This is a genomic window from Mycobacteriales bacterium (assembly GCA_036497565.1).
Lineage (GTDB): Bacteria > Actinomycetota > Actinomycetes > Mycobacteriales > QHCD01 > DASXJE01.
Genome location: DASXJE010000011.1, coordinates 1 through 24,449, shown reverse-complemented (window position 1 = coordinate 24,449; position 24,449 = coordinate 1). Strand labels below are relative to the sequence as shown.

The window sequence follows — 24,449 nt, the reverse complement described above, 5'->3', positions numbered from 1 at the left end:
CAGCCGGAACGACACCTTCGCGTAGGCGTCGCTCGGCACGATGGTCTTGTGGCCGGGGCCGGTGTAGCCGCCCCACATGCCGTTGACCTCCGCGGTCGGCCGACCCCAGATCCGTTCCAGCGTCGTATAGCCGGCCTCGCCCGCGGTCGCCCGCGACTGTGCCGGGCCGTGCACGAATTCGTGTTCGTCGAACGGCAGCGCCGCGAAGCTCTCCCGCTCGCGTGCGGTCAGCGGTACGACGTCGTCGTAGAAGCCGGGGATCTGCACCACACCGTTGTCGTCGTGCAGCGCGGCGAGGAGCCGCGCCATGACGGTCAACGGATTGGGCACCGCGCCGCCGAACGACCCGGAGTGCAGGTCGACGTCGGGACCGTGCAGGTGGATCTCGCCGTCGGCGAGACCGCGCATCCCGGTGCAGATGCTGGGAGTGTCCCGCCCGAACATCCCGGTGTCGGTGACCACGACGACGTCGCAGGCGAGCCGGTCGCGGCGCTCCTGCAGCAACGCGGCGAAGTGCGGCGACCCGGACTCCTCCTCGCCCTCGACGAGGAACTTCAGGTGCACCGCCGGGCTGGTCCGCCCGGTCGCCGCCAGGTGCGCCCGCACGCCCAGCAGGTGGAACAGCAACTGCCCCTTGTCGTCGGAGGCCCCGCGGGCGAACAACTCGTCGCCCACGATCGTGGGCTCGAACGGCGGCCGCTCCCACAGCGCCTCCGGGTCGACCGGCTGGACGTCGTGGTGGCCGTAGACCGTGACCACGGTGGCGTCCGGCTCGTCGGCCGGCCACTCCGCGAACACCGCGGGAGCACCCGGGGTCTCCCAGATCTCCACGGTGGGGAAGCCGGTCCGCCGCAGCGCCGCCGCCAGCCATTCGGCATTTCGCCGCACATCGCCCGCGCGCGCCGGATCGGCGCTGATCGACGGGATCCGCAGCCAGGTGTCGAGGTCGGCGTGCAGATCATCGACATGGTCGGCGACGAACGTGCGCTCATCGGTCATGTGACCGAATCTAGCCCGGCAGGGTCGCCACGAGCTCGGCGAGGGCGGCCTGATCGAGGAGATCGGCCGGAGCGACGGTGTCCCCGGACCGGACGAAATGGAACGCCGCGCGCACGCGCTCGAGGGGTACGGCGGCCAGATCCGCCCACGCGACCCGGTAGGCGGCCAGCTGCACGGCGGCGGCACGCAGCTCCCGCCCGGTCGGCTGCTCGCCGGTCTTCCAGTCGACCACGGTGTAGCCGCCGTCCGGGTCGGCGAAGACCGCATCCATGCGACCCCGGACCAGCAGCTCGCCGATCCGCGTCTCGAACGGGACCTCTACCTCGACCGGCCGCCGCTGCGCCCACTCGCTGTCGAGGAAGGCCGCCTGCAGGTCGGCCAGGTCGGCGTCGGGCACCGCCCCCTCGTCCGCGGCGCCGGGTAGCTCGTCGAGGTCGAGCAACCGCTCCCCGCCGAACCGTTCTTCCAGCCAGGCGTGGAACGCCGTCCCCCGCCGGGCGAGCGGCGCCGGCCGGGCCGGCATCGGCCGGCGGATCCGGCGGGCCAGCTCGCCGGGGTCGCGACGCAGCGCGGTGAGCGCCGATACCGACAGGTGGTCGGGAAGCTCGACGTCGATGCCGTCGGCACGCGGCCGGTCGCGTTCGGCGAGCAGGAGGGTGACGTCGTTGTCCCACTCCAGGGAGTCCGGCTCGAACAACGTCCCCTGGCCCTCGGGCTCGGCGCCGCCGTCGTACGCCCGGTCGAGCGCGGCCCGCACCAACGCCGCCCCTTCCTCGACCGACCCGCGGCGGCGGCCGAGCGGGTCGACCGGCCAACGGACGCTGCGATCGATGTCGAGCACCGGGTTGGTGTCGTCGTCGCCCGGCGGGTCGGCCCACTCCGCCACGGTGACCCCGCGGACCTGGCCGACCTCGGTGAGGAACGTCGACGGCCCCCGGGCGCTGATCGAGTCGTCCCACCAGTAGCCGGAGCACAGCAGCGTGTGCCGGGCCCGGGTCACGGCGACGTAGGCCAGGCGCCGCTCCTCGAGCTCGCCGCGGCGACCGCAGGCCGCGGCGAAGGCGACGCGTCGATCCTCGACGTCCTTCTGGTCGGTGGCCCCTGCGACGTCGAAGGCGGGGAGATCCGCGACGTCGCCCCGCAGCGGGTAGGGCAGCTCCCCCACCCTCGACGTCCAGCCCGCCTCGGCCACCGCCTTGCTGTCCGGGAAGACCTTGGCGGTGAGCCCGGGCACCGCCACCACGTCCCACTCGAGCCCCTTTGCAGCATGCACGGTGAGCACCTGCACCCGGTCGCCCTCGACCGCCACCTCGCCGGCCTCGAGGCCGCGTTCCTCGGTCTCGGCGGCGTCGAGATAGGCCAGGAACGCCCCGAGGGTGGCCAGCTCGGCATCCTCGGCAAAGGTGGCGGCGACGTCGAGAAACCGGTCGAGGTGCACCCGGCTGCCACCGGCGGCGACGACCTCGACGTCGAGGCCGAGGGTGCGCTCGATGTCGGCGACCAGCTCGGGCAGCGGCGCGGCGGTACGTCGGCGCAGCAGGTCGAGTTCCCGGGCGAAGGCGGACAGCCGGGCGAAGCCCTCGCCCGAATAGGCCTCCGGCGACCCGAGCGAGTCGAGCGCCTCCAGCAGGCTCGCGTCGTCGACGGGGTCGGTGTCGAACGGCTGCGGGCCGGTCGACGCGTCGTCGGGTGCGGGCCGCCGGGTCCGCGCCAGCGCCCGCGCCCGGCGACCGAGGGCGGCCAGGTCGCGCGGTCCGAGACTCCAGCGCGGACCGCTTAGCAGCCGCACCAGCGCGCCGCCCGCCGTCGGATCGGAGAGCACCTGCAGGGTCGACACGACGTCGCGCACCTCAGGCGTGGCCAACAGGCCACCGAGGCCGACCAGCTCGACCGGGATGCCACGCTCGCGCAGGGCGCGCTCGAGCCGAGGGAACAACGACCGGCGCCGGGCGAGGACCGCGACACTGCGCGCCGTACCCCGCAGCGCACGTTCGGCGGCGTCGGCCGACCAGATCGCCGCCACCTCGTCGGCCACCCAGCTCGCCTCGTCGTCGACGGTCGGCAGCAGCGCGCACCGCACGTCACCCGCCCGCCCGGCCGGGCCGGGGACGAGCACCCCGACGTCGATCCCCTCCGTCCGCAGCCGGTCGGACACGCGGTTGGCGACGTCGAGGATCCGCTGGTCGTTGCGGAAGCTCGTCGTCAGCGGCAGCACCGCCGCCGGGGCACCGCGCCGGGTCGGGAACTGGTGCGGGAACCGGCCGAGGTTGCCGGCGCTGGCCCCGCGCCAGCCGTAGATCGACTGGCAGGGATCCCCGACCGCGGTCACCGCGTGCCCGCCCCCGAACAGCGCGCGGAGCAGGGTCAGCTGGGCGTGGCTGGTGTCCTGGTAGTCGTCGAGCAGCACGACGTCGTAGCGCGACCGCTCGATGCGGCCGACGTCCTCGATCTGCACGGCGAGCCGGGCGGCGAGCGCCATCTGGTCGCCGAAATCGACCGTCGCGGCGTCGCGCTTGGCCTGCTGGTAGCGCTCGATCAGCGGCACGAGCTCGGCCCGGCCGCGGGCCATCGTCAACGCGGTGGCGACCTTCGCGTAGGGACCGCTGCCGCGCGAGCGGGGCAGCGCCTCGATGGCCGCGGCGAACTCCGTCGTCCACTTCGCGAGCCGGGCCGGCTCGCCGAGGTGCTCGGCCAGCTCGCCGGCGAGGTCGAGCACCCAGCCGACGACCGTGGCCTCGACGTTGTCGAGGTGCGGAAGGTCGCCGTCATAGGACCGCACGACGCGTTGGGCGACCTGCCAGGTGGAGGCCGGCGTGAGAAGTCGGGCGGACGGCTCGACGGCGAGCCGCAGCGCGTGCTCACCGACCAGCCGCGCGGCGTAGGCGTGGTAGGTCGAGACGGTCGGCTCGCCGAGGGCGCCGGCCGGGTCGGCGACGGCGCCGAGCGCGCGCAGCGCGGTCAACCGGGACCGCAGCCGGGTGCCCAGCTCCGCGGCGGCCTTCGTGGTGAAGGTCAGGCCGACGACCCGGTCGGCCGGGACCCGTCCGGTGGCGACCAGCCAGACCACCCGGGAGACCATCGTCTCGGTCTTGCCCGACCCGGCGCCGGCGACGACGACGGCCGGCTCGAGGGGCGCGGCGATGACGGCCTGCTGCTCGGCGGTCGGCGCCGGAAGCCCGAGCAGCGCGGCCAGCTCCGCCGGCGTCGGCCCGCTCACCGTTCCCGCCCGGTCGGCACCTGGCGGCCGTCGTCGACCGCGGGACAGCTGTGCTTGGCCGGGCAGGTCCGGCAGCTCGCGCCCGGCCGGGCGCGAAAGTGCGCACCGGCCATGCCGTCGGCCACCGTCTCGGCGAGCATCCGGGCCCACTTCGGGTCCGGGTCGTCGTCGAGGGCGGCCTGGGTCTGCTCCTTGTACGACGCCCCGGCGCCGAGCTGGATCAGCGCCGCGCCACCGGGCTCGGCGTCCGGACCGACCTCGGCCGCGAAACCGCCGGCCGCCACCGCGAGCTGGTAGACGCCCAGCTGCGGATGGCGCGGCAGGTCGGCCCGCCGCTGCGCCGACTTTCCCGTCTTGAGGTCGATGACCACGAGCCGCCCGGCCGCGTCGCGTTCGAGCCGGTCGACCCGGCCGTGCACGACCGCCTGCTCCCCGAGCGGCACCTCGAAGCCCAACTCGGCGCCGACCAGATCCCACCGACCGGCCCGCGCGGCCTGCCAGGTGAGGAAGCGCTCGAGCATCGCGTGCGCCCGGCCACGCTCCTTGCGGTCGGCCCACGGGCCACCGAGCTCGAGCCCGTCCAGGACGTCGTCGAGCCGAGCGGAGAGCGCCGCCCGGTCCGGCCGGTCGGGGCCGGCCGACCACGCCGCGAGGGCGTGGATCAGAGTGCCGACCGTCTGCGGGAGTGCGCTGCCCGCGGCCGCTCCGGCGACCACCTCGAGCAGCCACCGCAGCTCGCACGTGGCGAACTTCTCCACCGCCGACGGAGAGACGCGCACGATCTCGCCGGGCCCGCACAGCGGGCGCTCGTCCGACGACGGTGCGAGCCCCCACCACTGACCGGGATCGGCTCCGGGGACGTCCGCCCGCGCCAGCCGGGCCAGCTCCTTCGCCGCAGCGGCCCGCCGCCCCGCGCCGCAGCCCGGGTCGCTCACGACGGCGCGTAGCTCGGCGACCAGCGCCGGCAACGCCAGGATGCGCGGCACCGTCGTCACGGCCCGCTCCGAGCCGGCCGGGAGCGGATCGATCTCGTCGAGGAACCGGGACGGCTGCGCGTCGTCGCCCCGGACGGCGGTGACGATCAGCGACCGCCGGGACCGGGTCACCGCGACGTAGAAGAGCCGGCGTTCCTCATCGAGCAGCGGCGCGACCGACGACAGCCCGGCCGGATCCCGACCGGCGGCGACGTCGACCAACTGCTCGGAGCCGAGCAGGCTGCCGCGCCGGCGCAGGTCCGGCCAGCTGCCCTCCTGCACCGAGGCGACCACCACCAGGTCCCACTGCAACCCCTTGGCGGCGTGCGCCGTCAGCACCCGCACCGCGTCGCCGGACGGTGACCGGGGGGCCAGCGTGTCGCCGGGGATCTGCTGGTCGGCGAGGTGTTCCAGGAAGCCGGCCGGGCCGGCCGCGGGCAGCCGGTCGACGTAGCGCGCGGCGGCGTCGAACAACGCCACCACGGCGTCGAGGTCGCGGTCGGCGGCCGCGCCGGCCGGTCCGCCGACCCGGCTGGAGCGCTCCCATACGGGCGCGAGCCCGGAGGCCGACCACGCCGCCCACAGCACGTCCTCGGCGCTGGCTCCGGGGGTCGTGGCGGCGACGCGGGCGGCGTCGAGCACCCGGACCACCTGCCGGGCCGGTCGGGTGATGCGGTCGTCGAGGACGGTGAGCACGCTCGGGTCGGTCAGCGCCTCGACGAGCAGGGCGGCGGAACTGTGCCGGCCCTCGGCGGCGAGGTCGAGGGCGCGCAGCGCGCGCCGGAGCCGGCGCAACCCCAGCGCGTCCGCACCGCCGAACGGGGAGGTCAGCAGTTCGACGGCGGACTCTTCGTCGAGCGGACGCGTGCCGGTCGCCACCCGCATCAGGCGGAGCAGCGGCGCGACCGCGGGCTGGTCGACGAGCGGCAGGTCGTCGCCGCCGACCGCGACCGGCACGCCGACCGAGGCGAGGGCGCGGCGCAGTTGCGGCAGGGTGCGGGTGGTCGACCGCACCAGCACGGCCATCTCGCGCCACGGCACGCCGTCGCGCAGGTGCGCGGCCCGCAGCCGATGCGCGATGTAGCCCGCCTCTTCACTGGCGGTGCGCAGCAGATGTACGTCGACCTCGCCCGCCGCCAGCCCTTCGCCCGGGACCAGCCGTCGATGGGCCGGCGGCCCGGTGAGCCGGTCGGCCACCCGCCGGGTCGCGGCGAGCAGCGTCGGGCCGGCCCGCCGCGAGACCTGCAACGCGACCACCGGCGCGGGCTCGCCGCCCGGCCGCGGGAACGCTTCCGGGAACCGCCGGATGCACCCCGGGTCGGCGCCCCGGAAGCCGTAGATCGACTGGTCGGGATCGCCGACCGCGACCAGTTCGTCGGCGCCGGCGCCCAGCACGCGCAAGAGCTCTTCCTGCGCCGGGTCGGTGTCCTGGTATTCGTCGACGAAGATCCGGCGCCGGCGGCCGCGTTCGCGCGCCAGCAGCGCCGGGTCGGCCTGCAGCGCCTCCACGGCCGCCCGGATCAGCTCGGCCGGGTCGTAGGCGGTCGACCCGGACAGCGCGGTGACGTCGGCGTACTCCTGCAGGAACGAGGCGGCGGCGACCCAGTCGTCGCGATGGAACCGGCGGCCGTAGCGGGCCAGCCGGCGCGGGTCGACCCCGCGCTCGACGGCGCGCAGCAGCAGGTCGCGCAGCTCGTCGACGAACCCGCGGGTGGCCAGCGCCGGGCGCAGCGCGACCGGCCAGCGCACCCCGCCCGCCTCCCGGTCGCCGGCCAGCAGTTCGCGGATCACCACGTCCTGTTCGGCGCCGGAGAGCAGCCGCGGGGCGGGCTCGCCGTGCGCGACGGCCCGCGCGCGCAGCAGACCGAACGCGTAGGAGTGGAACGTGCGGGCGACCGGCTCCCGGGAGGTGCGGCCGAGCCGCGCGGTGATCCGCTCGCGCAGCTCGGCGGCCGCCCGGCGGCTGAAGGTGAGCACCAACGCCGCCTCGGGGTCGATGCCGCGATCGACGATGCGCTCGACGACCGCCTCGACGATCGTCGCGGTCTTGCCGGTGCCCGGCCCGGCGAGCACGAGCAGCGGTCCGCCCGGGTGATCGAGCACCGCGCGCTGGGCCGGATCGGGTGTCGGTGCGGTCGCGGGTCGGCGTGCGGGCCGGATCAGCCGGTACGGCGACGGGGAGGGCACGAGGGGCATGTAACCACGACGTACCGACGTTCGACCGGCCTCACACGCCGTCCCAGCGCGCCACGGCCATGTTGACCCGGCCGTTGCGGATCGGGACACCTTCGGCGGCGAGCAAGGCGAGCTGACGTGAGCGCAGCTGCGGCGCCGGTGTGCCATCGGACCGGAGCACGCGGTGCCACGCGACCTCGGCGCCGTACCGGTACATCACCTGCCCGACCGCCCGGGGAGCCCGGGAGCCGAGGAACTCGGCGATGTCGCCGTAGGACATCACCGAACCGCGAGGAATCCGCTCGACCACGGAGAGTACTTGCTCGGCGAAGGTCGGCACGGCGTCGCTACCCACACCGGGAAGCATCCCGCATCACAACGATGCGGCCACATTTCGCCCACACGCCGCCCTGAGCGGGCAGGACGGCGCCGAGGTCACCTACGCTGGCCCCTGATATCCGGCATAAGTCGGCGCGCGGGGAGGAAGAACGTACAGATGACAGCGGTGCGACAGGATCGAGGGGCTGGGCCGGACGGAGGCGTGCAGACGCTGACGTCGGCGCTCGCCGAGATCCGCTCGCCGCTCTCCCGCCTGGGCCGGACCCTCCTCCGGCACCGCTTCGCCGTGTTGTTCGTGCTCACCCTGGCCGCGCTGACCTGGACGGTCGAGCAGGTGCTCGCGTCGGGGTCCCTGGTGACGTTCGACTACACCGTGCACTACCTGCGCTTCGACCTGCGTTACCCGCAGATCTACTCGACGATGTTCTATCTCGTGATGATCGGCCAGCGCGGACCGACGGCGATCCCCGCGGCGATCGTCACGCTGCTGATCGCCTGGCGGCAACGCACCTGGCGGCCGGTGCTGCTCTTCGGTGCCTCGATGCTCGCTCTGAACCTCATCGTCGGCGCCGGGAAGTTCGCCACGGCCCGGCTGAAGCCGGCCGACAGCAACGCCGCGCTCTTCGACGGGGGCACCATCTTCCCGTCCGGGCACGCCTCCAACGTCGTCCTGACCTGGGGCATCGTCGCCTACCTGCTGGTGCAGTACGGCCCGCTCCGCAGCTACCGGGTCGGCGCGGCCGCGACCGCGGTCGCCTCACTGGTCGTCGGGATCGCCTCGATCTACCTCGACACCCACTGGGTCAGCGACATCCTGGCCGGCTGGTTGGTCGGCGCGGTGATCCTCATGGCGACGGTCGCCCTCGACCGCCGCTATCCGACGGCCGGCGGCCAGCACCGCGCACCGGTCACCCTGCTCGACCTCCCCGGCGTACGGCCACGTTCCCGCCGGGAGCGGCAGGACGAGGAGCCGGCCCAGGTGGCCTCCTAGCCCAGCCCACTCAGCCCAGCCCACTCATGATCAAGAGGGGATTCCTGCGGCGTTTCGCGCGGGAATCCCCTCTTGATCAAGGAGCGTCGGGGGTCAGTACGACGGCAGGCTCGGGTCGATCTGGTTGACCCAGGCGATGACCCCGCCCTGCACGTGCGTCGCATCGCGGAACCCGGCCTGCTTGAGCGCAGCGAGCGCTTCGGCGGAGCGGACCCCGGTCTTGCAGTGCAGCACGATCGGACGGTCCTGCGGGAGCGTGGCCAAGGCCTGCCCGGACACGATGTCGCCCTTGGGGATCAGCACCGACCCCGGAATCTTCACGATCTCGTACTCAGCCGGCTCCCGGACGTCGACGAGCAGGAAGTCCTTGTCCGCGTCGATCAGGTCCTTGAGCTCGGCCGCGGTGATCGTCGATCCCTTGGCCGCCTCGGCCGCCTCGTCGGACACGGTGCCGCAGAACGCCTCGTAGTCGATCAGCTCGGTGACCGTCGGGTTGTCGCCGCACACCGGGCAGTTGGGGTCCTTGCGGACCGCGATCTCGCGGAAGCTCAGCTCCAGGGCGTCGTAGACCAGCAGCCGCCCGACCATCGGGTCGCCGATGCCCATCAGCAGCTTGAGCGCCTCGTTGACCTGGACCGAGCCGATCGTCGCGCAGAGCACGCCCAGCACGCCGCCCTCAGCGCAGGACGGGACCATGCCCGGCGGCGGGGGCTCGGGGTAGAGGCAGCGGTAGCAGGGGCCGTGCTCGGCCCAGAACACGCTGGCCTGCCCGTCGAACCGGAAGATCGAGCCCCAGATGTAGGGCTTGCCGAGCAGCACGCAGGCGTCGTTGACGAGGTAACGGGTGGCGAAGTTGTCGGTGCCGTCGACGATCAGGTCGTACGGCGCGAAGATCTCCATCGCGTTGCTGGAGTCGAGCCGCTCGGTGTGCAGGACGACGTCGACCAGCGGGTTGATCTCCTGCACGCTCTCTTTGGCCGACTCGGCCTTCGACCGGCCGATGTCGCTCTGCCCGTGGATCACCTGACGCTGCAGGTTGGATTCGTCCACCACGTCGAAGTCGACGATGCCGAGCGTCCCGACCCCGGCCGCGGCGAGGTACATCAGGGCCGGCGAGCCGAGGCCCCCGGCGCCGACGCAGAGCACCTTGGCGTTCTTCAGCCGCTTCTGACCGTCCATCGCGACATCCGGGACGATCAGGTGTCGGCTGTACCGGCGTACCTCGTCGACGGTGAGGTCGGGGGCCGGATCGACCACGGGGGGTAGAGACACTACGGGCTCCTTCGTACGCGGACACGTTCCGGACGGGACTTCTCGAGGTCACAACCTCGGGTCCGACAGTGATTGTTCCCCGCGCGGGACGAGCTCAGTCAGGCGGTCGGGGGTCCGGTGACCAGGTGACCGTCGAGGTAGGGCCACGGATTGGGCGCGCACGCTCCGACGCCGGGGGTGGACAGGCCGAGGGTCTGCTCCATCATCGTCGGCGCCGGCGTACCCGCTTTGGCGCATTTCATGTGGTGGTGTCCGAGTGCGTGGCCGACCTCGTGGTTGACCACGTAGCTGCGGTAGGCGGTCAGGTCGTGGCTGTAGCCGACCGCTCCGCGCATCCACCGCGAGTCGTTGATGAACGCCCGCCCCTCCGCGCCGTTGAAGCACGAGGTCTCCACGTGGATGGTGTAGCCGCAGACCGAGCGCACGGTCATCGACGAGGTCAGCGTGACGTGGAAGTCGACCTTGCCCGAGTCGACCCGCTGCAGGGAGACGTCGCCACCGTGGATCCAGCTGCGCGGATCGTCGAGGGTGGAATCGACCGTCCGCGCGAATCCCGCGGCGTCCGCGTCGACGCCGTTCTCGACCTCGACGTTGTAGCGGCGGAGCGGACCGGTGCCGTGCACGGCCGACTGACCGGCGACGACGTGGAATCGGCCGTCGCCCCGCTCGACGTAGGCGGCGCCGGCCGGGAGCGCTGCCGCCGACGTCGGCGAGCCGGTCGGGGCGGTCTTCGGAGTATCCGCATTGGGCGAGGCCGTCGCGGTGGGGCTCGGCTTGGCTGCCGGGGACTTCGTCGGCGTCGGGCCGGGCGAAGGGGTCGGGTGGCTGCTCGGCGTATTGCCCGGTCGCGGACTGGGCGTCTGGGTGGCTGACGTCAGCCGCTGCTGGCCGGCCTGGGACGGGACGCCGCCGTGTCCGGTGCCCGGCGACCCGGAGGCGATGTTGCCGACGCACAGCACGGTCGCCACCGACAGCACGGGGATGGCATAGGCACGCCAGCCGAACGCGTCGACGAACCTGGCCAGCCCGCGGCGCCGGCGAGCTCGCCGTCCTCGGGTCGCGGTCATCGCTGCACAGCCTGCCACAGTCCTTCTCGGTCGCCGATCAGGCGCGGCGAAGACCTCCGACCGCTCCCCCGGCCCGGTCCTCGAGCAGCCCGCGGACCGCACGGGCGACGGTCTCCGGCGCCTCGAGCTGCGCGGTGTGCCCGACCCCAGGGAGGACGAGCAGCCGGGCATCGCCGATTTCGCGGGCCGTGCGCTCCGCGAGGGCCGGGTCGACGAGGCGGTCCTCGGCACCCCACACGACGAGGGTCGGGACCCGGATCCGGGCGGCCTGCGCCCACAACGAGCGGTCGCCCCGGGCCAGGTAGCGGTAGATCAGCCCGCGCAGCGTCCCCGCGAACGCGTCCATCCGCCACGGCAGCTCGTTTCGGCTGCGCACCTCCTCGACGGTCTCGGCCAGCCGCGCCGGCGGAACGATCGACGGATCGGCGAAGCACACGTCGATCACCGTGCGCACCCGTTCCTCCGGGCCGACGCCGGCGATCCGCCACTCGGCGAGGCGGCGGACACCGGGTACGACGAAGCTGCCGAGCAGCAGGGTCGGACCGCGGCGGGGCCGCAGATCCGGCATGGCCGGTGACACCAGCGTGAGGGTGCGGACCAGATCCGGCCGGTCCGCCGCGACGAGGACGGCGACCGCGCCACCGAGGGAATTGCCGAGGAGATGGACCGGTCCACGGTCCCGGCTCTCGATCAGCCGGCTGACCGTGGCTGCGTGGCGGCTGAGGGCGTAGTCCCCGCCGGGCGCCGGATCGGAGCCGCCGAAACCCGGCAGGTCGAGGGCCTCGCCGTCGACGCGATCGGCGAGCAGCGCGGCGAGGTCGGTCCAGTTGGTGGACGAGCCGCCGAGACCGTGCACGTAGAGGGCGGGCTCGGCGCCGGCCGCGGTCGGCGGGGTGGGACGCAGCAGGATCCCGCGGCCGTCGACCTGCACGACCTGGCTCGGCCAGGCCGAGCGGTTGGGGTCGAAGTGGGGCAACGGCAAGTCCGAGAGCCGCGCGACGGTGATCGCCCGGCCGGCCGTCGTCCGGTCGGTCATCGCGATGTGCCGGTCAGGCGCTCTTCCGCTTCCGGGCGGCGGCCTTCGCCGGCGCCTTGCGGCCGGTGGACTTCGCCGTCGTGGACTTCGCCGACTTGGCGGCCGCCTTCTTCGCCGGCGCCTTCCGGCCGGTGGACTTCGTCGCGGACTTCGCCGCCGGCTTACGCGTCGGCTTCTCCGCGGTTGCGTCCTCGGACTCCCCCGGTCCCCGGCGGCGCTTGGCGTCGTCGACGCTCTGCCGAAGGGCGGCCATCAGGTCGAGTACCTGTCCGCTGGACGGCTCCTCCTCCTCGGGACTGACCACCTCGCGGCCCTCGACCTTGGCCTCCACGACGGCGAGCAGCGCTTCGCGGTAGTTGTCGTGGTATTCCTCGGGCTCGAAGTCCCCGGCCATGCTGTCGATCAGCGATTCGGCCATGGCGAGCTCCTGGGGGCGCGCCGTGACGTCGTCGTCGAGGAAGCTGAAGTCCGGCTGACGGACCTCGTCCGGCCAGATCATCGTCTCCATGACGAGGACGTTGTCCCGGACCCGCAGCGTGGCGAGGGACTCGCGGGAGCGGATCGCGACCTTGACGATGGCGACCATCCCGGAGCGTTCGAGAGCGTCCCGCAGCAGGACGTAGGGCTTGGCGGCGGTCCCCTCCGGCTCGAGGTAGTAGCTCTTGGCGAAGTAGATCGGGTCGACCTGCTCGAGCGGGACGAACCGGAGGACGTCGACCTCCCGGCTGGTCGTGAGCGGCAGGTCGGCGAGGTCGTCGTCAGTCAGCACCACGATCTCGCCGCCGGGCAGCTCGTAGCCCTTCGCGATGTCGGCGTAAGGCACCTCTTCACCGTCGACCGTGCAGATACGCCGGTAGCGGACCCGCCCACCGTCGGTGCGGTGCACCTGGTGGAACGAGACGTCCCGCTCCTCGGTCGCCGTAAAGAGCCGGACGGGGATACTCACCAGTCCGAACGAGATCGCACCCTTCCAGATCGCGCGCATGAGCCCAGGGTGGCATTTGGCCAGGGAGTTGTCTCGTCCAATGTGCACGGCAGGATGGTCCGGGTGAGACCCATGCTCGCCGTCGCCGGTGCCCTACCCGAGGGTCCCGGGTGGTCGTATGAGATGAAATGGGACGGTGTCCGGGCGCTCGCCGACATCACCGCCGAGGGACTGCGGATGACCAGCCGGTCCGGTAGCGAGGTGACGGTCGCCTATCCGGAGCTGCACGGGCTCGCCGAAATCGCCGAGGATGTCCTGCTCGACGGCGAAGTGGTCGCGTTCGCCGACAACCGGCCGTCGTTCGCCGCGCTGCAGCCGCGGATGCACGTCCGCAACGCCGCCCATGCCCGTCGGCTCGCCGGGACGACGCCGGTCAGCTACCTGATCTTCGACGTCCTGCGCCTTTACGGCGTCGACCTGACCGACCGGCCTTACGCCGAGCGCCGGGCGACCCTCGACCGGCTCGGCCTGGGCGGCGAGCGGTGGACGGTCCCGCCGACGTTCGACGACGGGCCGGCCACCGTGGCCGCCTGCCACACCCAGGGGCTGGAGGGCGTCGTCGCCAAACGCCTCGCCTCGCCGTACCGGCCCGGCGTGCGCAGCTCGGAATGGGTGAAGGTGCGCCTGCTGCGCCGGCAGGAGTTCGTCGTCGCGGGCTGGCAACGGGGCAGCGGCGGCCGGCGGGGCAGCATCGGCGCGCTGGTCCTCGGCTACCACCGCGACGGCGACCTGGTCTACGCCGGCCAGGTCGGCAGCGGGTTCACCGACGCCGCGCTGGATCTGCTCGCGGACCGGCTGCTGCCGCTCCGGCGAGAGCGCCCGGCCTTTGCCGAGCCCCCACCGACCGCGGACCGGCGCGACGTCGTGTGGTGCGATCCGCAGGTGGTGGTGGAGGTCGAGTTCGGCGAATGGACGCCCAACGGGCGACTACGTTTCCCCACGTACCAGGGATTGCGGGACGACAAGAATCCAGACGAGGTGGTCCGTGAGTAACGAACTGCAGGTGCAGGTCGACGGCCGGGTGCTTCGCCTGTCCAATGTGGACAAGCCGCTTTATCCCGACGGCTTCACCAAGGGCGAGGTCATCGACTACTACTCGCGGATCGCTCCGGTGATGCTGCCGCATCTGGCCGGTCGGCCGGCGACGCTCAAGCGATATCCGAATGGCGTCGACGGCAAGTTCTTCTTCGAGAAGAACGCGCCCTCGCACCGCCCGGACTGGACGCGCACGGTCCGGCTGCCAAGTCCGGGCAGCACGAAGAACCGGGACGAGATCGACTACCTCGTCATCGACGACCTCCCCACCCTGGTGTGGGTGGCCAACCTCGCTGCTCTCGAGCTGCACACCCCGCAGTGGCGGGTCGGCCCGCGCGGGGGGCAGCGGGGCGTCGACCAACTGGTCTTCGACCTCGACCCGGGACCGCCCGCGACCATCGCCGAATGCTGCGAGGTCGCGACCCTGCTGCGCGCCGCCCTCGACGACGACGGCCTCGCGGCGTATCCCAAGACGAGCGGGTCGAAGGGCATGCAGCTGTGCGTGCCGATCACCGAGACGCCGGCCGGCCGGACCTCGGACTACGCGCGGATGCTGGCCGAGCGGCTCGCCGAGGAGCACGGCGATCTGGTGGTCGCCCAGATGAGCAAATCGTTGCGTCCGGGCAAGGTCTTCGTCGACTGGAGCCAGAACAACCCCGCCAAGACCACGATCTGTGTCTACTCCCTGCGGGCCCGGGAGCGCCCGACTGTGTCCACGCCGCTGACCTGGGAGGAGGTCGAGCGCGGCGGGTCGATCTCTTTCACCGCTTCCGAGGTGCTCGACCGGGTCGAGCGGGACGGCGACCTGCTCGCCGGTGCGTTGAAAGGCCGCCGCGGGTTGCCGGACTGACCAGTCCCCCAGACGCGTGCACAATGGGCCCAGGACGGGTCCACGTTGTGCAGAGCACCTCAGTCGAGCCTCGGAGGCGACAGTGACCGAAACTCCCTGGGAGAGCCCCGCCGGCGAGGACGACGACCCGACTCTCGAGGTCTCCGACGATCCCGAGGTGGATCCCGCGGACGCGCAGGAACAGGCCGAGGAAGTGCCGCTCGACGAGGACGAGCGAGGCTGATCGGCGTGCCGGCATCGACCGGATCGGCCACCCGCGGTGGGCGACTCCCCCGCTCGGCCCGCCGCCAGCAACTGCTCGACGCGGCGCGGGACGTCTTCGTCGCCAACGGGTATCACGCGGCCGCGATGGACGACATCGCGGTGCGCGCCGGCGTCTCCAAACCGGTGCTCTACCAGCACTTCCCCGGCAAGCTCGACCTCTATCTCGCTTTGCTCGACGGCCTCGGTGAGAAGCTGGTGGGCCAGGTGCGTGAGGCGATGGCGTCCACCACCGACAACAAGACGCGGGTGCACAACGCCATCAGCGCCTACTTCGACTTCGTCGACGGAGACGGGCCGGGCGATCAGGGCGCCTTCCGGCTCGTCTTCGAGTCCGATCTGCGCAATGAACCGGCCGTCCGGGAACGCGTCGAACGCACCAGCCACCTGTGCATGCAGGCGCTCGCCGACACGATCGCGGCCGACACCGGCCTCGCCCGGGTTCAGGCCGAACTGCTGTCGATGGCGATGATCGGGATCTCCGAGGTCGGCGCGCGGTACTGGCTGCTGCGCGACCGGGCCGTGCCGAAGGAGGACGCCGTGCGGCTGCTCGAGACGCTCGCCTGGCGGGGCATCTCCAGCTTCCCGCGACAGGGCGAGAACGACTGATCGCCCTTCGCTACGGGCGGACAGCACGGCCGCGAATCGGGCGCGCCGGTCGACTACCCTGGCAACCAGGAAGTCCGATGCAGGGAGGCGCGCGGTGGAGGTCAAGGTCGGCGTACAACAATCGCCGCGTGAATTGGTGCTGGAATCGGCGCAGACCCCGGAAGAGGTCGAGCAGGCGGTGACTGCCGCATTGGCCGATGCCGACGGGGTGCTTTCCCTGGTCGACGACAAGGGCCGGCGGTTGATCGTGCCGTCGCAGAAGGTCGCCTATGTCGAGATCGCCGAGACCGAGAGCCGGCGGGTCGGCTTCATCGCCAGCTGACTGACGGCCCCGGATCACCTGCAGAGGCCCGCCCGCGGATCACCCGGACAGGCCGAGGTTGCGCATCCGCTGCGCGTGCGCGTCGGTGAGCCGCTTGAACAGCGTTCCGATGCCGGCGAGGTCACCGGACCCGCCGACGATGAGTTCGGCCAGGGCGTCCCGATCGGCGGCGACCCGTTGCGCCTGCGAGATCGCCTCGCCGAGCAGCCGCCGGGCCCAGAGCGCCAGCCGCCCCGCGACCCGCGGGTCGGCGTCGATCGCGGCCCGCACCTCCCGGACGGCGAACGCGGCGTGCCCGGTGTCCTCGAGCACCTCGAGCACCAGGTCCCGGGTGGGTGGATCCAGCCAGCCGGCGATCTCCCGGTAGAAGTCGGCGGCGATGCCGTCGCCGACGTAGGCCTTGACCAGTCCCTCGAGCCAGGTTCTCGGCCGGGTGGAGTCGTGGAAGGCGTCCAGCGGAATGATGAACGGCGCCATCGCCGTGTCCGGGTCGACGCCCATCTCGGTCAGGCGGGTACGGAGCCGTCCGAAATGCCCGATCTCGGCGGCGGCCATCTCGGCCAGGGCTGCCCGTCCGGCGAGGGTGGGCGCGAGCCGGGAGTCGGTCGCCAACCGGCCGAACGCGGTGAGCTCGCCGTAGGCGAGTACGCCGAGCAGATCGACCACGGCATGCTGACTGGGCAGCGCAGCCGCTTGCTCGGGGGACTCGGGCACGATCCGGGACCCTACCCCGGGCGGCGCGCCGGTCGTGATGTGCGGCACGTCGTTCGATTGGTCCGCGCCGTACGGGGTACCCTGAACTCGTTGACGGCGCGTAATGCGTCGGTTCTTGTGCGCGGACGCCGCTTCGGGCGCCCTATCCCGCCACCCCAGCAGGGTGCGCGGTCGAGGTTGATCAGCCCGAGTCGTGGACGTTGGCGCGTCCACAGAGGAAGGCGTTCATGACCAACTCAGAGAAGGATTCCGCCGGCGGAGCAGATTCCGCCGCGGCGACGGATGCCGTCGCCGCCGAGCACCGCACCGATCTCGTCGCCGGTGAAGAGGCCGAGCGGTTCGAACCGCTCGCGGCCCGCGCCGATGTCGAGCAGTCGGCACCGCTCTTCGCCGATCTCGGCGTCGACCCGACGATCGTCGAGTCGCTCGCCGACGTCGGCATCGCCCGCACCTTCGCGATCCAGGAGCTCACCCTCCCGATAGCGCTGCCCGGCCACGACCTGATCGGCCAGGCCCGCACCGGTACCGGCAAGACGCTCGGGTTCGGCGTACCGCTGCTGCAGCGGATCACGCTGCCCGGCGAGAAGGGTGCGACCCCGCAGGCCCTGGTCGTCGTCCCCACCCGGGAGCTGTGCGTCCAGGTGACCCGCGACCTGCAGGCCGCGGGCGCCCGCAGCCAAGCCCGCTGTGTCGCCATCTACGGCGGCCGGGCCTACGAGCCGCAGGTCTCGGCGCTGCAGAAGGGCGTCGATGTAGTCGTCGGGACGCCCGGGCGGCTGCTCGACCTGGTCCAGCAGGGTCACCTGGTGCTCGACCGGGTGTCCGTCCTCGTACTCGACGAGGCCGACGAGATGCTCGACCTCGGCTTCCTGCCCGACATCGAGCGGATCCTCGCCTCGGTGCCGACCGAGCGGCAGACAATGCTCTTCAGCGCCACCATGCCGGCGCCGATCGTCTCCCTGTCGCGGGCGTTCATGCGCCAGCCGACCCACGTCCGCGCCCACGGCAACGACGAGGGCAGCACCGTCCCGGAGACCCGGCAGCTGGTCTACCGGGCGCACGCCATGGACAAGGTCGAACTCCTGGCCCGCATCCTGCAGAGCCGTGACCGCGAGCTCATCATGGTGTTCTGCCGGACCAAGCGCACCGCCGCGAAGGTCGCCGACGACCTGACCGACCGTGGGTTCGCCGCCGCCGCCGTGCACGGCGACCTCGGCCAGGGCGCCCGCGAACAGGCGATGCGGGCGTTCCGCAGCGGGAAGGTCGACGTACTCATCGCGACCGACGTCGCCGCGCGCGGCATCGACGTGACCGGCGTCAGCCACGTCATCAACTACCAGTGCCCGGAGGACGAGAAGGTCTACCTGCACCGGATCGGCCGCACCGGGCGGGCCGGCGGCGACGGCACGGCCGTCACGTTCGTCGACTGGGACGACGTCCCGCGGTGGAAGCACATCAACACCGCACTCGGCCTGTCCTTCGACGACCCGCCGGAGACCTACTCGACGTCCGCCCACCTCTACGCCGACCTCGACATCCCCGAGAGCGCCGGCGGCACCCTGCCCCGCGACCAGCGCAAGCGCGCGGGTCTGCGGGCCGAGAAGGTCGAGGACATCGGCGAGACGGGCCGGCGCGCGGTCAGCGGAGGACGGGACGCGGGCCGCCGGCGGGACGGTCGCAGCGACCGGGCCCGCGACCACGGATCCGACCACGAGTCCCGCGGACCCGCACCCGGCAAGGGCCGCAGCCGCCGCCGCACCCGCCGGGGCGACCCGGTGGATGCCTCCGCCGGACCCGAGGCGACCGACTCGACCTCCGGCGGTGTCCCGGAGCAGGGCGAGCCGGGTCGGGCGGACACCCGTCGACCGCGCCGTCGGCGCCGCGGCGGGCAGCGACGCCACCAGGGCGACGGGGCCGGCGACTCGACCGGCGGCTCGGACACCGCGGCATCGCGGCCGACCGGCTGATCGACCGCCGGTGGCCCTCGGCATCCCCGGCTCGCGCTGGGGTCGCGCGCTGGTCGGCGCGGCCGTCCTCGTCATCGTCGCGGCGGCGGTCGGCATACCCGTCGTACTCACCAGCGACTGGTGGACCCTCAGCTACGCGGTCGCCGCGCAGGCACCCCGGGCGCTCAGTCCGACCGAGCCGGCCGGCACCGTCCACCGGGCGTGGTCGGCTTCCGGTACGCCGTCGGCCGGGAGCCCGGTCGGCCCGGCGGCCGTGGTCACCGCCGACCGGCACGAGATCGCCGGGCGCGACCCGCGCACCGGCGCGATCAAGTGGCACTACCGCCGCGGAAACGCCGACCTGTGCTCGTGGGTCGTCGCCAACTCCAGCGCGGTCGCGGTGTTCCGCAACGGCACGTCCTGCAGCGACATCACCGCGTTCGACCCGGACACCGGAAGCCGCCGGTGGTACCGCAACGCCGACCTCGGTGCGCACATCAGGCTGGTGGCCGCGCCCAACGTCGTCGTGGCGACCGAGAAGGCCGGCCTCACCGCGTTCTACACCGACGGTGGCGGTGACGCCTGGAGCTTCAGCAAGCCCGGCTGCACCATGGGCCCGGTCGCCGGCGGCGACGTCGGGGTGGTCGTGGTGGCCGACTGCGGACGCCGCGGCGACTCTCTGATCGCCCTCGATTCCTACAGCGGCGACAAGAAGTGGACCGTGGCCGCCGGCGGTGAGAATCCTCAGCTGCTCGGTGCCGACAATCGGGTGACGTTGCTGTCGCGGATCGGTGGCCGCGCCACGCTGTCGGTGTTCAGCTCGACCGGTCACGCGGTGGGATCCATCAGCGGCCACGGCCTCACCGATGCGGCCCGGCAGCTGCCGACCGGCGCGGTCGCCGACGGACGCCTGGTCGCCTTCGACGGGAACCGGGTGTTCGCGCTCGCGCTGGACCGGCCGCGGATCGCGTGGTCGGCGCCGGCCACCGGCCCGGCCGACGTCGAGGGTTCCGCCGCACTCGTCCCCCAGAACACCGGATTCGCGGAGTACGCCGTGGCCACGGGTCAGGTCGTGCGGCGCGTCACCGCCACGGTGCCGTCCGCGCCCACCGCGCTGGCCCGGATCGGGTCGGCCATCGTGGCCGTGTCCCCCGAAGCGACGACGGCGTTCGACTGACGTGACCGATCGGACGAGTTGCGGCTCCGGCAGGATGTCCCGGTGAGCCAACTCGCCTCCCACGCCGCCGAGCGTCGTACCGTCCGCACACCCTCCGGTCCGGTCGCAGTCCTGGACACCGGACCTGGTCGGCTGACACCCGCGCTGCTCGTGCCCGGCTTCACCGGCAGCAAGGAGGACTTCGCCCCGCTGCTCGACCGGCTGGCCGCAACGGGCCGGCGCACGGTCGCGATCGACCTGCCCGGCCAGTACGAGTCCCCCGGTCCGGACGATCCGGCGGCCTACGGCATGGACGTCCTGGCCGCCGACGTCGCCGCCGTGATCGCCGACCTGCGTGCCCGGCCGCACCTGGTCGGCCACTCCTTCGGCGGGCTGGTCGGGCGTGCTTTGGTGCTGGCGACGCCGTCGACGGTGTCGTCGTACGTGCTGCTCGACTCGGGTCCGGCGGCCGCAGTGGGCGAACGACGCGCGCGGCTCGAGGCCCTCGAACCGGTCCTCGACAGCGGCGGCCTGCCCGCGGTCTACGCCGCCATCGAGGCAGCCGAGTCCAGCGATCCGCGCTGGCAGGCGACACCCGTCGACCTCCGCGACTTCCTCAAGCGCCGGTTCCTCGCCTCCTCGGCGGCCGGCCTGAAGGGAATGGCCGACGCGCTGCGCCGCGAGCCCGACCGGGTCGACGAACTCGCCGCGGCCGGAGTACCGCTGCTCGTCGCCTGCGGCGTGGAGGACAACGCGTGGTCACCGGCCGTCCAGGAAGAGATGGCGCACCGGCTCGGGGCCGGATTCGTCGCGATCCCCGGTGCCCAGCACTCCCCCGCGGTCGAGAATCCGGACGAGACGGCCCGGATCCTGCTCGACTTCTGGTCCACAGTGGACGAGCACGACTGACCGTCCACTCTCGGGCCTGCGCTCGAGTCGCCGACCCACTTGGTGTGTGCGACGCTCGACGATCATGACCTCCGACCTCGGCTTCTTCGGCCCGGACTCGGTGACCTGGCGACTGCACGCCGATCCGGTGGTGTTCTTCGTGGGCGGCCTGCGCGCTTTGCTGCTGCAGGCACTGCATCCGCGGGCGATCGCCGGCGTCGCCGCGCACGACGGCTTCACCACCGACCCGTGGGGCAGGCTGCAGCGCACCAGCGAATACCTCGGCGTCACGACCTTCGGCACCGTCGCCGACGCCGAGCAGGCGGCAGCCCGGATACGCCGGATCCACCGCAGTCTCGCCGCCGTCGATCCGGACACCGGACGCGTCTTCCGTCTCGACGAGCCCGATCTGCTGCTGTGGGTGCACTGCGCGGAGGTCGACTCGACGCTCGCCACAGCCCGGCTCGCCGGCGTCGGGCCCAACGCCCGCGACGCCGACCGTTACGTCGCCGAACAGGTTCGCTCGGCCGAACTCGTGGGCGTGCCCGCGGACATGGTGCCGCGTACCGCCGGCGACCTCGAGTCCTATCTCGCCGGCATGCGGTCGACACTGCGGTTGACTCCGGCCGCCCGGTCCGCGGCCCGTTTCGTGCTGGTGCCGCCGATGCCGACCTGGGTCGTGCTCGGCACCCCGGCCCGCCCGGCCTGGGCCGGCGTCGCCGGCCTCGCCCTCGGTGCGCTGCCCGGATGGGCCCGCCGGATGTACTGGCTACCCGGCCTGCCGACCACGAGGTTCGCGGTCGCCGCCGGGCTGCGGGTGCTCCGGACGACCACCGCGCTCCTCCCGCCGAAGCTGCGCGAGGGCCCCGCCCTCACCGATGCACGGCGGCGGCTCGCGGCGACACCGGTGCGCCGGCTGCAGGTCGTCCCGCCGGCCTAGACCCATGCAACGCCGCACGCCGGGCTCCAGCCCACGCGCAGGCGGCGGGCGACATCGTGCGCCGTACTCGCATCCGGGAGCCGCTTATGCGAGTAGCACGCACGATGTCGGCGCCGGGGGTTGGGGGCCGACATCGGACGCTGTACTCGCACATTGACGCGATTTCTGCGAGTAGAGCGTCCTACGTCGACGCCAGCCCCCCGACCATGCGCGGGGCGCCGACCATGCGCGGGGCGCCGAGCGACCGAGGGACTCAGCCGGATCGGTCCGGACCGGCGCGCTCGATGGTGATCCGGATCAGGACGCGACGCTGCGCGCGCATGGCGGCGCGGTACTCGTCCCAGTCGTCGTGTTCGCCGGAGATCGACCGGTAGTAGTCGACCAGGCCGTCCATCGCCTCGGGCAGCGGCACGATCTCGGCGCGACCGTCGATCTGCAGCCACTCACCGAAGAAGCCGTCATTGAGAGCACAGTAAGACGCTCGCGGATCGCGGCTCAGGTTGCGGACCTTGTACGCCGGCTCACGGCTGCTGATGACCACCGCACCGGAATCGTCGACCGTGGCGGTGACGGGCGAGAGCTGCACGCCACCACTCGAGCGATTGGTGCTCAGTACGCCGCGATGATTCGACCGCAGGAAGTCCTGCGCCTTCTCGATCTCCATGTCGGCAAGCCCACCACGGCGGCCTGTCCGGCACAAGGACGTCAGCGGTGCGGCTGGTCGCGGATCTCCCGGGAGAAGCGCCGCAGGCGCGCGGACTCGGCGGCACGGGCGCGGGCGTCCCGGCGGCCCGCGAGCCATGCCTCCTCCCGCAGTAACTTGCGGTACCGGGCCAGTCGTTCCGGCGCGAGGGTGCCGGCTTCGACGGCACCCAGCACCGCGCAGCCCGGCTCGGCTTTGTGTGCGCAGTCGGTGAAGCGGCAGTTCTCGATGAGCTCCCCGATGTCGGCGAAGGTCGCGTCGACGCCCTCGCCTGACTCCCACAAGGCGAGTCCACGCAGGCCCGGCGTGTCGAGGAGTACGCCGCCGCCGGACAGCGGGACGAGTTCGCGCCAGGTCGTCGTGTGCCGACCCTTGCCGTCGGACCGGATCTCGGTGGTCGGGCTCGCGTCGGTGGCCGTCAGCCGGTTGACGATGGTGGACTTGCCCACGCCGGACGGGCCGATCAGTGCGGCGGTCGCGCCGTCCACGACGTAGGTCCGCAGCTCGTCGAGTCCGGTGCCGTCGTGGGCACTTACTGCGTGTACCGCGGCGCCCACCGCGACCGTCTCGGCCTCGCTGACCGCGCCCGGCACGTCCGGGCAGCGATCCGCCTTGTTCAGGACGACGACGGGCGTAGCTCCTGAGCTCCAGGCGAAGGCGACGTAACGCTCGAGGCGACCCAGACGCAACGCTCCGTCCAGGGCGATGACGACGAGGACGATGTCGACGTTGGACGCGACGGGCGCCTCGACCGCGGCGCCACCGCTGTCCTGCCGGGTCAGGACGGTGCGCCGAGGCAGGATCGCGATGACCCGCCGATCGTCGAGGACCACCCAGTCCCCGACGGCGAGCCGGTCGGCGTCGTCGTCGCGGAATAGCCGGCCGGCGGGAACCGCGGCCACCACGTCGGAGCCGGTGTGAACAAGCAGCCCGCCGCGGTCGATGCGGCCGACCCGGCCGGGGATGCACCCGGGTGGCGCGGTGGTGGCGAACTGCTGGGCGAGATCAGGGTTCCACCCGAGGGCGGAGAGGCTTTCGGTCACTGCTGTGCTCCTGGAAGGAGGCGTCGGCGACCGAGCCGTCTCAGCGCGTGAGCGCGACGACCAGCACGCCGGACGCGGAACCGGCGGGACGGAGGACATGCGAAAGAACAGTCATCGTCATGGCTCCTCTCCCTCGGCGGCAGGTGATCACCACGCTAACCGGCGCCCGGCCGACCGCCAACCGGATTTCGGCGGCCGCGCGGCCCGAAATGTTCATTCGTCCGTTGCAACGCGTTCGATCTGAGTGGGTTTAGTACGCGCCATGACTGGTGTCTCCCGACGACGGTTCCTGTCCGGCAGTGCAGCGGTGGCAGGTGGTGCGGCGGTCGCCGGACTCAGCCCCGCTCGCGCCTCCGCCGCGACCCACGGCGGCCGCTCCGGCACGATCGCCGACGTCGAGCACGTCATTGTGCTGATGCAGGAGAACCGCTCGTTCGACCACTACTACGGGTCCCTCGGGGGCGTCCGCGGCCTCGGTGACAAGCGGTTGTTGACCTATCCCGGTGGCGCCGACGTACTGACTCAGCCGGATGCGACGCGCACCGACGGCGGAACGCTGCTGCCGTGGCACATGGACACCGCGCAGTACGACGCGCAGGAGGCCGGCGACCTCGACCACAGCTGGGAGGGGACGCACGAGGCGTGGAACTCCGGCGCCTGGAACCGATGGGTCGCCGCCAAGGGCGAGGAGACCATGGGGTTCTTCACCCGATCCGACATCCCCTGGCAGTACGCACTCGCCGACGCCTTCACGATCTGCGACCACTACCACTGCTCGATTCAGGGTCCGACGACGCCCAACCGGCTTTACCACTGGACCGGCACCATCGACCCGGCCGGCGCCGCCGGCGGACCGGCGATCTCCAACCCCGCCGACTACGTACCGGTCTACAACTGGACGACGTACCCGGAGCGGCTCGAGGCGGC

Annotated in this window: 22 protein-coding genes; 11 read left to right on the top strand and 11 right to left on the bottom strand. The window is 72.6% G+C overall.

Annotation, left to right across the window (positions count from 1 at the left end):
* The 4 genes from VGH85_00920 to VGH85_00905 form a co-directional block, all read right to left on the bottom strand.
* On the bottom strand, positions 1–999 hold a 999-nt coding region (locus VGH85_00920), incomplete at its 3' end, for a M20/M25/M40 family metallo-hydrolase (GenBank protein HEY2172353.1).
* A 10-nt stretch (positions 1,000–1,009) separates the two neighbouring features.
* Complete coding sequence (locus VGH85_00915) at positions 1,010–4,216, bottom strand: UvrD-helicase domain-containing protein (protein ID HEY2172352.1); 3,207 nt, start codon at positions 4,214–4,216, stop codon at positions 1,010–1,012.
* A complete protein-coding gene (locus tag VGH85_00910) occupies positions 4,213–7,386 on the bottom strand; it encodes an ATP-dependent DNA helicase (GenBank protein ID HEY2172351.1) in 3,174 nt (1,057 codons plus the stop codon). The genes VGH85_00915 and VGH85_00910 overlap by 4 nt, the downstream gene beginning before the upstream one ends.
* A gap of 31 nt (positions 7,387–7,417) precedes the next feature.
* Positions 7,418–7,720: an MGMT family protein gene (locus VGH85_00905; GenBank protein ID HEY2172350.1), complete on the bottom strand. Its 303-nt coding sequence runs from the start codon at positions 7,718–7,720 to the stop codon at positions 7,418–7,420.
* 186 nt (positions 7,721–7,906) lie between these two features.
* Between VGH85_00905 and VGH85_00900 the strand changes: the two genes are divergently transcribed.
* On the top strand, positions 7,907–8,695 hold the full coding sequence (locus VGH85_00900; protein ID HEY2172349.1) for a phosphatase PAP2 family protein: 789 nt from the start codon (positions 7,907–7,909) through the stop codon (positions 8,693–8,695).
* A gap of 93 nt (positions 8,696–8,788) precedes the next feature.
* Here VGH85_00900 and moeZ read toward each other — a convergent pair whose 3' ends face one another.
* The 4 genes from moeZ to VGH85_00880 form a co-directional block, all read right to left on the bottom strand.
* A complete protein-coding gene (moeZ, locus tag VGH85_00895) occupies positions 8,789–9,967 on the bottom strand; it encodes an adenylyltransferase/sulfurtransferase MoeZ (protein ID HEY2172348.1) in 1,179 nt (392 codons plus the stop codon).
* Between the two features lie 98 nt (positions 9,968–10,065).
* A complete protein-coding gene (locus VGH85_00890) occupies positions 10,066–11,034 on the bottom strand; it encodes a DUF3152 domain-containing protein (protein ID HEY2172347.1) in 969 nt (322 codons plus the stop codon).
* A gap of 37 nt (positions 11,035–11,071) precedes the next feature.
* A complete protein-coding gene (locus VGH85_00885) occupies positions 11,072–12,070 on the bottom strand; it encodes an alpha/beta hydrolase (GenBank protein HEY2172346.1) in 999 nt (332 codons plus the stop codon).
* 13 nt (positions 12,071–12,083) lie between these two features.
* The gene (locus tag VGH85_00880; protein ID HEY2172345.1) at positions 12,084–13,055 is read right to left on the bottom strand and encodes a Ku protein; all 972 of its coding nucleotides are present in this window, start codon (positions 13,053–13,055) and stop codon (positions 12,084–12,086) included.
* Between the two features lie 72 nt (positions 13,056–13,127).
* Here VGH85_00880 and ligD (VGH85_00875) point away from each other — a divergent pair, with 72 nt between their 5' ends.
* The 5 genes from ligD (VGH85_00875) to VGH85_00855 all read left to right on the top strand — a co-directional run bounded on the left by ligD (VGH85_00875) (position 13,128) and on the right by VGH85_00855 (position 16,132).
* On the top strand, positions 13,128–14,048 hold the full coding sequence (gene ligD / locus VGH85_00875; GenBank protein ID HEY2172344.1) for a non-homologous end-joining DNA ligase: 921 nt from the start codon (positions 13,128–13,130) through the stop codon (positions 14,046–14,048).
* Positions 14,041–14,940, top strand: coding sequence for a non-homologous end-joining DNA ligase (gene ligD, locus VGH85_00870; GenBank protein HEY2172343.1), 900 nt, complete (start codon positions 14,041–14,043; stop codon positions 14,938–14,940). The genes ligD (VGH85_00875) and ligD (VGH85_00870) overlap by 8 nt, the downstream gene beginning before the upstream one ends.
* 82 nt (positions 14,941–15,022) lie before the next feature.
* Positions 15,023–15,163 (top strand): hypothetical protein, encoded by a 141-nt coding sequence (locus VGH85_00865; GenBank protein HEY2172342.1) that lies wholly within the window; start codon positions 15,023–15,025, stop codon positions 15,161–15,163.
* A 5-nt stretch (positions 15,164–15,168) separates the two neighbouring features.
* Positions 15,169–15,810 (top strand): TetR/AcrR family transcriptional regulator, encoded by a 642-nt coding sequence (locus tag VGH85_00860; protein HEY2172341.1) that lies wholly within the window; start codon positions 15,169–15,171, stop codon positions 15,808–15,810.
* Positions 15,811–15,904: 94 nt separating this feature from the next.
* Positions 15,905–16,132: a DUF3107 domain-containing protein gene (locus VGH85_00855; protein ID HEY2172340.1), complete on the top strand. Its 228-nt coding sequence runs from the start codon at positions 15,905–15,907 to the stop codon at positions 16,130–16,132.
* Between the two features lie 39 nt (positions 16,133–16,171).
* On the opposite strand, the gene VGH85_00850 is transcribed toward VGH85_00855, so the two are convergent.
* Complete coding sequence (locus VGH85_00850) at positions 16,172–16,846, bottom strand: ferritin-like fold-containing protein (protein ID HEY2172339.1); 675 nt, start codon at positions 16,844–16,846, stop codon at positions 16,172–16,174.
* A gap of 227 nt (positions 16,847–17,073) precedes the next feature.
* Here VGH85_00850 and VGH85_00845 point away from each other — a divergent pair, with 227 nt between their 5' ends.
* The 4 genes from VGH85_00845 to VGH85_00830 all read left to right on the top strand — a co-directional run bounded on the left by VGH85_00845 (position 17,074) and on the right by VGH85_00830 (position 21,776).
* On the top strand, positions 17,074–18,813 hold the full coding sequence (locus tag VGH85_00845) for a DEAD/DEAH box helicase (protein ID HEY2172338.1): 1,740 nt from the start codon (positions 17,074–17,076) through the stop codon (positions 18,811–18,813).
* 10 nt (positions 18,814–18,823) lie between these two features.
* Positions 18,824–19,969 carry a PQQ-binding-like beta-propeller repeat protein gene (locus VGH85_00840; GenBank protein HEY2172337.1) on the top strand — a complete coding sequence of 382 codons (1,146 nt, stop codon included), beginning with the start codon at positions 18,824–18,826 and terminating at the stop codon, positions 19,967–19,969.
* Positions 19,970–20,011: 42 nt separating this feature from the next.
* A complete protein-coding gene (locus tag VGH85_00835) occupies positions 20,012–20,857 on the top strand; it encodes an alpha/beta hydrolase (GenBank protein HEY2172336.1) in 846 nt (281 codons plus the stop codon).
* Positions 20,858–20,921: 64 nt separating this feature from the next.
* A complete protein-coding gene (locus VGH85_00830; GenBank protein ID HEY2172335.1) occupies positions 20,922–21,776 on the top strand; it encodes an oxygenase MpaB family protein in 855 nt (284 codons plus the stop codon).
* A gap of 253 nt (positions 21,777–22,029) precedes the next feature.
* On the opposite strand, the gene VGH85_00825 is transcribed toward VGH85_00830, so the two are convergent.
* Positions 22,030–22,440: a PPOX class F420-dependent oxidoreductase gene (locus VGH85_00825; protein ID HEY2172334.1), complete on the bottom strand. Its 411-nt coding sequence runs from the start codon at positions 22,438–22,440 to the stop codon at positions 22,030–22,032.
* 41 nt (positions 22,441–22,481) lie between these two features.
* Positions 22,482–23,522 (bottom strand): ribosome small subunit-dependent GTPase A, encoded by a 1,041-nt coding sequence (gene rsgA, locus VGH85_00820; protein HEY2172333.1) that lies wholly within the window; start codon positions 23,520–23,522, stop codon positions 22,482–22,484.
* Positions 23,523–23,784: 262 nt separating this feature from the next.
* Here rsgA and VGH85_00815 point away from each other — a divergent pair.
* Positions 23,785–24,449, top strand: a 665-nt coding sequence (locus tag VGH85_00815; protein ID HEY2172332.1) for an alkaline phosphatase family protein, incomplete at its 3' end; no start/stop codon positions are given.